Source organism: Paenibacillus paeoniae (genome assembly GCF_003388735.1).
Taxonomy (GTDB): Bacteria; Bacillota; Bacilli; order Paenibacillales; family Paenibacillaceae; genus Pristimantibacillus; species Pristimantibacillus paeoniae.
This window is the reverse complement of record NZ_QUBQ01000006.1, coordinates 277,009-291,580: the sequence shown is the minus strand read 5'-3', so window position 1 is coordinate 291,580 and position 14,572 is coordinate 277,009. Positions and strand designations below refer to the sequence as shown.

The 14,572-nt window shown below is 40.9% G+C and carries 4 protein-coding genes and 2 pseudogenes; 4 read left to right on the top strand and 2 right to left on the bottom strand.

The window, feature by feature from the left end:
- Positions 1-619 precede the first annotated feature (619 nt).
- The 3 genes and pseudogenes from glmS to DX130_RS27350 form a co-directional block, all read left to right on the top strand.
- Positions 620-2,452, top strand: a complete 1,833-nt coding sequence (gene glmS / locus DX130_RS23155; RefSeq protein WP_116049428.1) for a glutamine--fructose-6-phosphate transaminase (isomerizing) — start codon at positions 620-622, stop codon at positions 2,450-2,452.
- 304 nt (positions 2,453-2,756) lie between these two features.
- Positions 2,757-3,626 (top strand): tetratricopeptide repeat protein, encoded by an 870-nt coding sequence (locus tag DX130_RS23150; protein ID WP_133297967.1) that lies wholly within the window; start codon positions 2,757-2,759, stop codon positions 3,624-3,626.
- A 41-nt stretch (positions 3,627-3,667) separates the two neighbouring features.
- Positions 3,668-3,848: pseudogene (locus DX130_RS27350) on the top strand (heteromeric transposase endonuclease subunit TnsA); the annotation flags it as partial.
- 139 nt (positions 3,849-3,987) lie between these two features.
- Here the strand turns inward: DX130_RS27350 and DX130_RS23140 are convergent.
- Both DX130_RS23140 and DX130_RS27125 read right to left on the bottom strand, forming a co-directional pair.
- Positions 3,988-5,181: a winged helix-turn-helix domain-containing protein gene (locus DX130_RS23140; RefSeq protein WP_116049424.1), complete on the bottom strand. Its 1,194-nt coding sequence runs from the start codon at positions 5,179-5,181 to the stop codon at positions 3,988-3,990.
- 236 nt (positions 5,182-5,417) lie between these two features.
- Positions 5,418-5,537: pseudogene (locus DX130_RS27125) on the bottom strand (DinB family protein); the annotation flags it as partial.
- A 973-nt stretch (positions 5,538-6,510) separates the two neighbouring features.
- Between DX130_RS27125 and DX130_RS23130 the strand changes: the two are divergent.
- A complete protein-coding gene (locus DX130_RS23130) occupies positions 6,511-14,100 on the top strand; it encodes an S-layer homology domain-containing protein (RefSeq protein WP_116049422.1) in 7,590 nt (2,529 codons plus the stop codon).
- The last annotated feature ends 472 nt before the right edge of the window (positions 14,101-14,572 follow it).

Here is a 14,572-nt window from a genome sequence, read left to right as displayed (position 1 = left end):
TTATTATTTAGTTAAATCATAGCATAAGAAATACGGAAATGGCAATACCTGTTACAAGAAATGGGTTTTCGTTGATTCTGGTTTGTTTTCAGAAAATGGTTGCGCGAGTTCCGTAAAATGAATATGATAGGTAGTATGATTCAAGAAGGAAAGTGAGGATAGAGGTTATAAGTGATTCACAAGCGCCAGAGCTTTTGTGATGGATGGGGGATGCGGCTCTGAGAAGTGCCGTGGAGTATCATTCATACAGAAGCTGACGAGGTGAGGGTGTTCGAAGTCTTCGGCGGGGACCTTCCGGTATATAGCAAGCCAACCGTAAGCCGTAACGCAAAACGATCGGGCGACTGATCTGACAAACGTGCGGCAGGCTGCTGCAATTATTTGCTCCCATTATGTCTGCGATGCCGCCTGTGGGGCTGGCTCGGGCAGGAGAGTTACACGTTTTTTCGCTTTTTATAGTGGACGTTCATGGAATATAGGTACCGCGCTGACGGGATACCTCTCTTCCAGCATGGACTTATAGGAATAAATATGTGACAACTTCATAGCTGCCTTGGCTGCGCATAGGCGGGCATCCGTTGGACGGGGAAATATACCGATGACGGAGGTCTATTAAATTATGTGTGGTATCGTAGGATATATTGGTAAACGCGGCTCTCAGGATATTTTGCTGGAAGGTCTGAAGAAATTGGAGTACCGGGGGTACGACTCTGCGGGGATTGCTGTTTTCACGTCGAACGGGCTTGAGATCAAGAAGTCGAAGGGACGTCTAGCCGTACTCGAAGATAAGCTGAAGGGTGAGCCGCTGGAAGGCTCTGTCGGCATCGGGCATACGCGCTGGGCGACGCATGGCAAGCCATCGGATGTCAATTCCCATCCGCATACGGACAATTCCGCCAAGTTCTCGGTCGTGCATAACGGCATTGTCGAAAACTATTTGGAGCTAAAGGATGAACTCATCGCTAAAGGCCATGTATTCGTGTCGGAGACGGATACGGAGGTCATCTCGCATCTTGTCGCTGACGAATACAACGGTAATATTGTCGAAGCGGTGCAACGTGCGGTTGTACGGATGCGCGGCGCATTCGCGCTTGGCGTATTGACGGAATACGAGCCGGAACGACTCGTTGCGGTCCGCTTCGCAAGTCCGTTAGTTATCGGCATTGGCGAAGGCGAGAATTTTATCGGCTCGGATATTCCCGCTATTTTGGAGCATACGCGGAATGTGTATATATTGAACGACGGCGAAATGGCCGTATTGACACGGAGTGGTGTCGAACTGATGACGACCGGCGGCGAAACTATTTCCAAGGAAATAGTTCATGTCGATTGGGATATTGTTACAGCGGAGAAAGCCGGATTCGATCATTTCATGTTGAAGGAAATATACGAACAACCGAAGGCTTACCGCGACACGATGCGCGGCAGAATCTCGGATGATGGCAAGTCCGTACAATTGAAAGAGCTATCGATGTCGGAAGATTATATAAAATCGCTTCGCAAGGTGCATATTGTCGCTTGCGGCACCGCCTACCATACCGGACTTGTCGGCAAGTCGGTAATTGAGTCGCTCGTGCGCATTCCTGTCGAGACAGATGTCGCTTCTGAATATCGCTACCGCTCGCCTATTATTACCCCGGATACGCTGGTCATTGTCGTCAGCCAATCGGGTGAGACAGCGGATACGCTGGCGGCGCTGCGTGAAGCAAGAAGCAAGGGCGCCAGAGTGCTGGCAATTACGAACGTTGTCGGCAGCTCGGTCGCTCGCGAGGCGGATGATGTCATCATCACCTGGGCCGGACCAGAAATTGCTGTCGCTTCGACCAAAGCGTATACGTCGCAGTTGATCGCTTTCTATCTGTTCAGTCTGCATCTTGCAGAAGTATTGGGATCGCAGGAGCGGGCTGCGGTGGAAGAGCTGATCGCGGGACTCCACGCTCTGCCGGAGCAAGTGGAGCAAATTCTGGAGCAGGCACCGGTGTTGAAGCAGATAGCGGAATTCATCTCTCATCATAAGAGCTTGTTCTTTATCGGTCGTGGCGTCGATTATGCTGTCGCACAGGAAGGCTCGCTGAAGCTGAAGGAAATCTCGTATATTCACTCTGAGGCTTATGCGGCTGGCGAGCTTAAGCATGGCACACTCGCCTTAGTCGAAGAAGGCGTACCGGTGATTGCACTGGTGACGCAAGAAGCGCTCTATGAGAAGACGATGAGCAATATCAAGGAAGTGAAGGCTCGCGGTGCTCATGTGCTTGCCATAGCGAATAGCGGCTCCGAGCAAGAGATCGCGAAGTCCGTCGACGAGACATTCGCCATCCCGCGGACGCTTCCGCTGCTGACGCCAGCGCTTGCCGTCGTACCATTGCAATTGTTGTCGTATTACGCCTCCCTGGCGCTAGGCCACGATGTGGATAAGCCGAGGAATCTGGCGAAGAGTGTTACGGTGGAGTAGGGGAAGGAGATAATAGCGATAGTTGTGTAGCTTTAAAACAAAGTTCGATAATTTATATTAAAGATTGTTACTGTAGAACAAAGATTGATTATTTGTATTTATGTTTGATAATAATGGCTCTTAAGAATATATTTATTCTTAAGAGTCATTTTTGTATTCAGAATGCTCTCTCCCTTAGTTTCGATATAAAATTACAATTTATATTTTCAGAATAGTTGATCAAATCAATAAACTGTATAGAAAAATCATTTATTGGAGGTTGTGTATTCTGAATACCAATCAAAGAGCATTAGAACTATATGAGATGAATCATTTTGAAGAAGCTTTAAAAACCTTTCAACTAGCGGTGAAAGAATCTAGAGATATTCAATCTTTGACTAACCTTGCTTGGATTTATTATCACGAGAAGAGCAATAGTCAAATTGCAGAGGAGTTATTAAATGAAGTGTTACAGATGACTCCATCCTCTTATTTTCCATATAATTTGTTAGGTGAGATATATGTTGAAAGAAATGAGTGGAGGAAGGCATCAGATATATTAACACAATCCATTAAAATAATGCCTACTCCTGAAGCTTTTAATAATTTGGGAATTGCTAAATATCATTTGAGAGAATTGCAGGATGCTTCAGAATTATTTCTGAAGGGTTCGAAATCTGAATCGGATTATTCTTTGTATTCTCATATAAAATGTTTAATTGAACTCAATGAAAATATTAGAGCGAAAAAGGTCTTGGAAACATTCAATGAAACAGATGATGAGTTCGTAGGTAATGTTGAAGTAGCAGAACTTTACTATGAAATGAATGAATATAATGAGTCAATATTATGGTTCGAAAAAGGTTGGAATGAATATTATAAGCAGCCTAGTTGGGTTGAAGAATACATATATGTTTTGATTAAAACTAATCGAATGGAAGCTGCTAAAGAAAAGCTGAAAATAGCGATGGAAGAAAAACAGTTAGAAATTGAAGGTAGTGAGCAAGACGAATGTAATGAAGTTTGGACGCAGCTAGACAAAGATATGAATATACAACATTTGAACGAAGAATATATGCAATATCAATCTTTAATAGAGCGTATTTTATCGGGATATACTCCAAAGATAAAGTTTACAACATCGCTTTACTCAGGATGCTATTTATTTGGTTGCAAACGCCATAATAACACTTAATATGGACAGTAATAGCATCGTAATGGATGTTTAGATTTGAATTGAAAGGAATAAAAATTTCAAGACAATATGAGTTTCTTTCTGATTTAGAGAGGAACTATTCGAGAACAATTTCCTTTATTGCCGTTTGAGGAAACAATTGTCATTGCAGATGGATTAGGTCTTAAACATCCTACAAACCCAAAAACGAATGAGCCAGTTGAGATGAAAACGGATTTTTTATGAATTTTTGGAAGAATCTAAACGAGAATTCTTCCTGTCTTCTGGTAGCGTGCCAGCTAGAATTAGGGTAAGGGGCAAAAGTTGAAGATTCGGCAACGAATTAAACAACTTTATTATCTCTATACAAATACAGGGAATATCAGTTTATAGACTCTGCCGAAATCGTCTCACACCCGTTGAATAACGCAAACTTTTGGAAACAACTGTTCAAGGCTGTTCGCAATTGTGTTGTTTGCTTCACACCTTTCTCGTACCAGATGTTTTTAACAACGAGCGTTCTAGTTTTTCGCTCCGCGATTATCTCGGCTCGTCCAATGAAGCTCTCTCCATATAATAGAGGCAGTACATAATAGCCGAATTTTCGTTTGATTGCAGGAGTGTAAATCTCCCAGGTGTAATCGAAGTCAAACAATTCGTTGATAAGTTTTCTGTCCCATATGAAATTATCTAGCGGGGCAATAAGCTCGCAACGCAATTTCGGCTCCTGATTTTGCAGAACGGCTTCAATAAGCGGTAAATCCTCCGCGAGGCAGTACAGCATATCCTTCATTTGTTCCACGGCAACAGCAACAATGTGAGCTTCCTGTAATAGCTGGCGGAAAACTTCGTTACGCTGTGCTGCTTTCAACCCCCATATGTTCAGCCATGCATCTGACGCACGATTCCATAAGAGACCAACAGAGCTAATTCGACGAAGTACCCGCCACTTATGATGCTCAAGCTCATCCTCCAACGGCTCTGATGCATTCAGTAGATTTGGTTGTATGTACTTCTTGGCGATATCGTAATATTTACGTGTTCCTTTTTTATGATGGATAATCAGCTCACCCGTCGAATACATCTGTTCCAGCACCGATCGAGATGAATTGTTTCCACCGCTCCAATGGATGACCGATTGCCAAGAGAAATCTCCATCCAATTTTAAATCATTCGAACTTAGCGCACCGTGATTTTGGATATGAGCCCGTACTTGCGTTGTCAACGCCTCCATTTCGGGATAGCGTTCGGCATGTTGTCGGGCGGCTTGCCTGTATCTCTCAAAATACGGCCAGTCCTCGACAGGGATAATGGCCAGGTTCTTGTCGGGATAATCGACAAGGCTTCTATCCTCATAAAGCAACTCGGCGAGCATTCCCTTGGTAAATCCCTTAATTCGCGACTGTAGCACCAATTCGGCATTTTTTCCGCAAACATCGATGGGGTCGTATTGAATACAGTTGACCTGCCGAGCAAAATCCAATACGCCCTGCTTCCCACTAAATTTATATTTGCCCAAAAGTCCATGCTTCAACAACAGAAATTGCCGTGCCTGGCGGTTTGTTAATTGAATCATGCTTGTTCGCACCTACCTCTAGTTAGTTTTTTTATTATATTACAGTGGAAGCTGGAGGGGAAAAGAAGGCGTGGAGAAAAATGTATTTCACGTACTCGCTGAGGGTGCTTCTTGTACTTTTTATTGGCTGGCTTGAGTCCAATGTATACCGAACTCAAACCAACCAATCAGCCGTATAATAAAAACTCTAACTTTAAGGAGTCACTACCAAGGAAGGCATCTTTTCGGTATTGCATTTATTTTGTTGGATCCATCACAGGCGGTACTGGAAAGCCTGCTTGACGTAATAGCAGCAGCATCATTTGGCCGCGGTGATGTGTTTGGTGGTCAATTAAGAAACGTAATACTGCGCCTTTTGTTGCAAGACTTGCAATGTCCCTTTCACAGCAACTGCCCATTCCTTTAAAAAATCATCCACTTGTCGATACATCCAAACGTCTCATCCATCATTCACTTCTCTTTTATCATACAAAATATTTGCTCAAAAGAAAAGAAAAATGCGAACTCTTGTTCTTAATCAAAAATGCGTACAAAAAATCTATATCCGCTAAACTTGAGAATACCACCAAACAGGTTAGCGAGGTATATAGATGCACGATCTGGGTGTTCTTCGGAAGTTGGAAATACTTTTTAATTTCGAGTTTTACAATAGGAAAGAGTAGAATTTTTTTGAAATATTGTACTTATAGTAACGGAGGGCATTAGTTGAAAAAGGCTCAATTAATTGATCAATCTTTTTTAAAATGGAGTTTTTGCATTTTCTGATAAATAAAGGTTGAAGGTGATTTTACATTATAGTTAAGTTCTTCTGTCCAATTACATCAAATAAACAAGAAAGAATCCCGATGAGCATATTTGCATCATCGGGATTCTTTGATTTAGTTAACTAATCCGGTTATTACCATTGCTGTGAGCCGATCCATCAATCCTATTTCCTTAAAGGGGTGTCTAAGGTGTTGACACGTCTAGGCTTAAGCTATACAAAAGCCACCTATACCTTGGCCCGCAACACCTCAAGTAATAATTGATCGCTTGTTTCTTCAGGTATAAAGTTTTTCAGTTCAATCTATATAGTATATAAGGATTGCGGCATTATATTAGATTACTAGAGTAGTTTTGCGTAGTTCATAAGCCCTAGTTTCCTTTCCCGTTAAGCAAAATATAGATTTATTTGCAACTTTATGTTCACATATGCCTGGAAATCAGGCTATACTTAATTTGGCAATTCTTCGTTTGTTTATTTTTTGTCCATTATCGAGTGGTAAAATAGGAAAGAAGCACTAAAGGGATGAATAGCTTTAGCAAATCTAAACAACAGGAGGGAAATTAGTGAGTAAACGGTGGCTGAAAAAGCTAGGAGTTTCCATGCTTAGCTTCACATTGATTGTTTCGCTAATCTCTGCAGCAGCAATACCAATTCATGCTAGCGCAGCAGAAGCAGTTGAGATTGGAATTGATGTACAGAAGGCCTATGATGTAGATGTCGTACTAGCGGTAGATAATTCTACGCAAAATATTGATACTTACAAAGAGGATCTTCAGCGTGCATTAGAGCTTAGAGGCGTAAATGCCAGCAATCTTAACATTCAATCTGTACAAGTAAATGAAACGAACATACTAGAAGGAAAATTTGAGCTTAATCTATACTGGCCTGCCTCAGGAAAGGATATGGATGCTCATGTAGAGTTCTGGAATGCAACTAGCAAAGTGGATGAACTATACTACTCAAAGAAATTAGTATATGGTAGCACATTGGACTATGACGATAGAACTGGCGGAGTTGGGGAAATTATTTCGTTAAGTCTGGACACCATTCCAGCTAATATTGTGGAGCTTAAAGTATACATTAATCCATTCTCAGGTTCAGAAACATCCACTATGTACTTACGTAAAACAATAAACAACGTTAAACAAGAAATTATTCGATATTCTGGCTATGTAACTTATCCTAATAAATTTTATTTTGGCAGCTTTAAGCGTAACCAGGATTCTTGGGATTTCCATTATAATAATGGAGCAATTTTTGCAGGTAAAGAGGTAGAGGTTATTTCAAAGGATTTCATGGAGGTTCTTCGTGAACCAGATTGGAGACCTTCAGCTAGAAAGTATATCGTTAACCTGAATGACCAGACGGTGCCTGATTTTGATGACTCCATTGCACTAGGCGAGATTGTGACAAGAATGGACAATGACCAAATCCATTATATTGGCTGGGGCGAAGATACTGACGGTACGGGAACGAATGACTTAACACAAAATCAAGCGGAATCCTTCATTAGAAAAAACAACGATAAGGGTACGTTTGTTAATCGCTCGGGTTCAACCTATCAGCAGCAAGTAGAAGCAATGGCTGATTACATTGCGAATCAATCGCGTAATGAAGCTAATAATGAATATTTGGAACTTGGTCAAAATTACGATTTAATCGTTTCTCCATCCTCCGAGCTTACGAATACGAAGGATGAGGATTGGCCACAAGGCAAATGGAGAATTGAGCATGACCCAAGCATTTATGATAATAACACAGGGGTTGTCCCATATAGCGGACAGTACTTAGATGACTTCCTTCCTATTTTCAATAAAGTTGGACAGTACGATATTTATTATTCAGACGTACTTGTGAAGACGCTATATGTGCACAGAAAACCAGTGAGTCGCTTCGATGTTGAGGTTAACGGTAATAACGAGGTTTCGTTAACGAATTTATCGTATGACCGCGATACGCAAGCTCAGAATAATGGCATTGAAGAAGCGATTTGGAAGTGGAAGCTTACGACTGATGAAGAATGGACAAGTGGCCAGCCTGAGCGCTTTGTGCCTAACCAGGATTACATTATTCAGCTTATGGTTAAGGACTATCAAGGCACATGGAGTACTGCTCGTTCACGTTATCAATCGACACAGTCAGGTGCAGGAAAGCCAATTGCTGATTTTGAGCTAAGTGCGAATCAACTCGTATGGCCGGAAAGTACGATAGAAATTGAGAATACAAGCTATGATCCTCGTAGTGCGGACATAACAGAGCAGCAATGGACCGTAACTAAAAATAATGATGTTGTCTACACAGGCAACTCACCAAAGCTTGATTTCACTAGTGATGGTGTGGGTACGTATAAGATTTCACTAAGAACGAGAAATGAAAGTGGTACGTGGTCAGAAACCTTTAGTCGCTTTTTGAAAATACTTCCTAACAGTCAACCTACGATTTCTAGCATTGGCAATCAATCGGTTACTGAAGGAGTAACAAAAGAAATTCCATTCCAGGTAACAGATGAAGAAACGGGTCCTTATAGTGTAACTGTAGTAGGCTCCTCCTCTAATACAACCATTATTCCTAATGAGAATATTGTTGTTACTGGAAATGGAAAGGATAGAGTTGTATCTATCACGCCAGTATTTGGACAAGCGGGTGTTGTCACAATCACATTGTCAGCTAATGATGGTGATATGACTGTTCAGCAAACCTTTACGATCACTGTCGTTGAAAAGTCAGCTCCAACCATAAGCAGTATTGAAGATCAAAGTATAAATATAAGTGATCCTTCGGATGTCATTGACTTTACGATAGGTGATGAGATTTTTGGGGCTGATCTGATTCATGTTACAGCTACTTCCTCTAATCAAGAGCTGATAGCTGACGCTAGTATTGTAATTGGTGGAAGGGATGAAAATCGTACAATTAGCTTTACTCCCGTTGCTGGTGCTTCTGGAACTGCTGATATTACGATTGAAGCAACTGATCCAAGTGGAAAAAAAGCAGTTCAAATTTTCACGGTTACGGTAAGTGATTTAGTACCGCCTAATATTGTTAGTGTTAATGTTGTTGATCCTGAGACTCGTTATAAAGCAGGAGACGTCATTCTTATTAAAGTGACTTTTGATGAGGATGTTAACGTTACGGGCTTGCCTGAGCTAGTACTGAATTTTGGCAAATCAACGCCTGGTTATGCACCCTATTCAAGCGGTAGCTCATCTAATGAGTTAATCTTTGAATATACCGTACAAGATGGTGACGATACAGAAGAAATTCGTATTGCAGCTGAACAGGCGCTACAACTAGCTGGTGGAACGATTAAGGATGGAAATAATAACAATGCGAATTTAGCATTGCCAGAAGACTTTGTTTGGGACACGCTCACTATAGATACGATAGCTCCAGATAGACCGAGTATAGAGTCTCAAACGGTGAAACCTGGTACAAGCATTGAAATTACATCTGATGCACCATCTGTAGGAGAAACAGCTTGGTTAGCACCTAGTGGTACGACAAGCTTTCAAGAAGGCTTGACCATGACGAAATTAGTTGGCGATGGATCGAGCGATACTATTCGAGCGCCTCTAGCAGAAGGAACATACTATTTGTATGTGATTGATGCTCACGGCAATATATCCGATGCTTCTGAACATGCAGTCATTGTAGATAACACGCCTCCTAATGTGGCTAGTATTCATTTACCAATAGCTAGAGACAACGTTATTAATTCATACGAGGCTGAACAGCTCATCGTTTCTGGTACAGCTGAACGAGATGCAAAAGTTGAAGTAACGTTCATAGATGAAGATTCAGAGACAATCGTTATTACAACATATGCTGATGGAAATGGTAATTGGAGCATTGATCCTAGCGATATTAGCTCTTTAGCTGATGGAGCCATTACGGTTAGTGTGAAAGTAATTGATGCAGCAGGTAATGAAAGTGTAGAGATCGAGCAAACCATTCAAAAAGACACCGTTACGCCTATTAACCAGGATGATGTACTTTCCAGTAATCAAGTCCTTAAAGGCAATAAAGTAATTACACTGGATGCAGCAGCTGGTGAAGGTTTGACTATCTTTGTAGCACCGCATGGAACAGCGCCAGAAGATTTAGTCGCAAATGGTACTACGATTAAGAGCGTTCCAGGAACTTATGATACGATTCATGCACCAACAACTGACGGCATCTATCATATTTATATTATGGATGCGGCAGGTAATGTATCAGAGCCTAGTAATGCCACCATTGTTGTTGATAATATTGCGCCAACGATTAATTCATTGAATCCAGATACAACAGACTGGGTGAAGGATTCGGTACTAATATCGATTGATGCTACGGATAGTGATGGCAGCGGGATTGCTAAAGTGAAGTATGCATATGGCCTTCAAATCGCTATCTATTTCATGGCAAATGGTATCTCTGTCAATGATAATAGTTTTGAAGTTGATACGAATGGTATTTATACCGTTTATGTTCGTGATTACGCAGGCAATGAGAGCATTCAGTTTATCCAAATTACCAATATTGATAAGGAGAAGCCAACTTCACCTGGTATACAGCTTCAGCCTAATCGAGATTTCTTTAACGGTGACTACACGATTTCAATCACTCCTGGTCAAGACACAGCATCAGGAGTAGATTATACAGAATATCGTATAACAGGCGCTGCTCAGGAAGATTGGACGGAATACGATGAAGCTCTAGTGTTTACTGAAGCGGGTACGTATACAATAGAAGCGAGAACCTATGACAATGTAGGAAATGTTAGTGATATTACTGTACGTACAATTGTTATTAATCGAGAGCTTACGGTATTCCCAACGATAAGTATCTCACCTGACAGAGCATTCAGTAATGAGAATATAACGGTAACCATTACAAAAACATTTGATGAAGAGCATCAGGATGAGGGCGAAAATTCTGTTATATACTACAAAATTCCTAGCCTCGGTGTGGATGAATATGTAGAATACACGGGAGCATTTGACATTACGGAAGAAGGAGAAACCGTAATTGAAATTATGGTTAAAGATAGAGCTGGTAATGAAGTTACTACAACAAAAGTTGTAAATATTGATAAGACAGCGCCTATCAATCAAGATCAAGTTCTTGAAGAAGATGTCCTTGCTCAAGGCAAGACGTTGATTACGATTCAGCCTTCTGATGATAGTGAAGATACAATTTGGTTAGCACCAGCCGGAACGACTTCGTTTACGGAAGGTACAACGATGACAAAAGCTTCTGGTCATTCAACTCAGATCGTTACACCATCCCTGGACGGAGATTATAAAATCTATGTTGTTGACAAGTCGGGGAATATTTCATTAGCTAGTGAAAAGACTGTGACAGTTGATAACATACCTCCAGCGGTAAACGGTATTGAGGATGATAAGATTTACAAGGAATACCCGACGGTAAGCTTTGGAGAAGGGGCGGCTACATTAAACGGCGAGCCGATTGAGAGTGGCACCAAGATTGAAGCGAACGGGGAATATACCTTTGTCGTAACGGATGCTGCGGGCAATAGTACGGTTATCACGTTTGTAGTGGACTATGACAAAGAATCTGTTGATAAGGACACTGCTGCGTTAGAGCTAGGCTTTGCTCCTGGTGATCATCCTGAATGGGTATCTACTCATATTTCACTAAGTGATAAAGGATTTTTTGATAGCGAAATCGAGTGGACAAGCAGTCACAAGGATATTTTATCCGTTGACGGAAAAGTTACACCTCCTTTGGTAGATACTGAAGTAACATTAACAGCAAAGATTACTAAGGGCGAATATACGCTAGAGAAGACCTTTACTGTGCTAGTTATGGCAGACCCAGTTAAGCCTGTCATCGCATTAAATGGCAGCAGAAACGTTATTGTAGAACAAGGTCAAATCTATGTAGAGCAGGGCGTTCAAGCCAATGATAACATAGACGGCAACATTACTGATAAAGTTACGATGAGTGGATTTATTGATACTAAAACGATTGGTGTATACACATTAATTTATACAGTATCAGACCAAGCTGGTAACATTACTCAAGTAGAACGTACCGTTACAGTTGTGAAACCATCAGTTCCAGCTAGTACAATTGTTCAAGTGGATGGTGATCAAAAGTCTACAGATAATAAGGTTAGAGATGCATTGCGAGAAGCTAAGAAGCAAAAGGCAGGTAAGATCGTACTTGTTGTTAATCAGTCAGTTGAGAATGGTGCTCCTGTTCAAGTTAGCATTAGTAAGGATCAACTGAAAACAGCATACGATCAAAATACGAAAATGGAGCTTCGTGCCGATAATGCTTCCATTGTTATACCGATTCGCGACCTTGATCTAACTCAATTCACAGGAAGCGCCAGATTAGAGCTAGTCATCAAGCAGGTGGATGTTGATCAAGCAGAAAACCAAGTATTAGTAACAGCTATTCAAAAAATGAATGCGAATTTTGCTATTTACGATAATAAGGTTTTCGACTTTAAGATGAGAGTGATCGAAGAAGATTCTCAAGGCAATGTTATTCGTACAAAAGAAATTAAAAATTTTCAAACAACAGAGGATATCGTATTAACGATTTCTGTTGGTACTAACATTGCTCAGCAGCTGAAATTTATGACCTTCTACTTCAATGAGACTTCAGAAGAGTGGGAGTATATTAGAAGCAGCTATGATCAGCAGTCTGGCAACATGACCTTATTAACAAATCATCTTAGTATTTACTCGGTTATGAGTGCGACTAAGGCTCAGAAGCAAGCAGAGCTAGTTCATATTTTGAACAAAGAAAATATAACGATCCAAGAAGTGCGCAGCATTATTGAGGATCCAGATATGGACTTTGATCAAGAAGCAATGAATAAGTATGATGTATTTACTGATGTTCATAAAAACGCTGTAGCTCAAGACATTATTAATAAAAAGCCGAATGGCGGTTATACGTATCCCTCGCTTAGCACGCAAGTCATTACTAGCGTGAATGATAAGCACAATTCAATTATTACGGATACAGTAAAGCCTGTCATAACCCTGTCTGGTCCTAGTACTGTGTATGTAACTAGAGGCAGCGCGTATATGGAGCAAGGTGTAACAGCTATTGATGATCAGGATGGTAATATCACTGGTCGAGTCATTTTAATAGGTTTAGTAGATACAACACAAAACGGAACCTACATTCTGCGTTATCTGATTACGGATATGAATGGTAATCAATCTGAAGTTAAGAGAACGGTAATTGTACGTAATCCTAGCTCCGTTGAAGAAGAGGTAGTAGAGGTAGTAGAGCCAGCATTGCCAGTAGTCATTTTGGATAGCCAGAAGGATCGTTATGTGATTAAAGAAAACAAAGATAATACGATTGTGTCTAAGAAGGAACCACAAATGAATATTGTGGGTAACATCTATACAATAGAAGCTGTTTCCAATGCAGCGACTGGACAAATCGTCGTACAAATGAAGTACGATCCAAGTCAGATTACTAACTTGAATCAGCTTGCTGTTTACATGTACGATGAGGTTGAACAACGTTGGGTATCTGTTGGTGGCATTATTGATGCTCAAAATCATACGGTTACGATTAAACTAGATTCCCCGGCAACAATCGCTTTAATGGAAAACAAAAAGATATTTAATGATCTAGATGGACATTGGGCAAAGGATATCGTTGAATTCCTGGCGGCAAGACAGATTATTACTGGCGACAGCGAAGGAAACTTTAATCCTAATATGGGTATTACGAGAGCTGAATTCTCAACACTAATTGTAAGAATGCTTAATCTTCCAATTAATGAATCAGCAAGTCCATTTACCGATGTAACAGGCCAATGGTATGAAGCATACATTACCACCGCTCAACAGTTTGGAATTGTTAAGGGTGTAAGTGATACTAGCTTTGATCCTGAGCGAGTTGTTTCTAGACAAGAGATGGCAGCTATTATTATTCGAACACTTAAGAAATATAAGGATGTAACTTTGACCGAGGAAGATCTTAAGTCTATAGCTGAATTTGCAGATACAGATAACATAAGCGCTTGGGCGTTTGAAGATGTATATGCGGCAAGAAAGCTAGAGCTAATGATCGGCAGAGAAGGTAATAAATTTGCACCTCAAAGTCCAACGCTAAGAGGCGAGGCAGCTTCAGTTATTTATAAGCTGCTGAAGGAGCTTGGACTAATTTAATAAGTAATGATAAAGGCATCCTATCTGTCCTTCGTGGACAGGTAGGATGCCTTTTGATTTAATTAAACGTATTTCAATTCATGATTAAATAAACGATACATGTATAGTACGCAATAATCCCTGCCTTCGATATTGTGCTGGAAAATCGTAACCCATCTGCGGAAACATTAATATCTACTCGTACACAATATAAGGCTCAACGTACTGATCAGCGCTTGACAGTCAAGCTAATTCATTGATGGCGGTTAAATTCCACGAAATTGTCATCTATATAGCGGCTTTTCATAAGGGAACACGTTCTTTGACGGTCATCATAGTCCGTTAGAAGCCGAAATGCTGCGATATGAGATTGTAACGGTCAAGAATGCCCCTTACAGGCTGAAAAAGGGGCGATTGAGGGGAAAAACGTATTCTAATAGCCACAAATGACCTTTAAAATCGGGAATATTTAAAAATCAGCCTCTAAAGGTCA

Coding starts and splice junctions, on each gene's coding strand:
- DX130_RS23150 (WP_133297967.1), top strand. CDS start 2,757: ATGAATCATTTTGAAGAAGCTTTAAAAACCTTTCAACTAGCGGTGAAA.
- DX130_RS23140 (WP_116049424.1), bottom strand. CDS start 5,181: ATGATTCAATTAACAAACCGCCAGGCACGGCAATTTCTGTTGTTGAAG.
- glmS (WP_116049428.1), top strand. CDS start 620: ATGTGTGGTATCGTAGGATATATTGGTAAACGCGGCTCTCAGGATATT.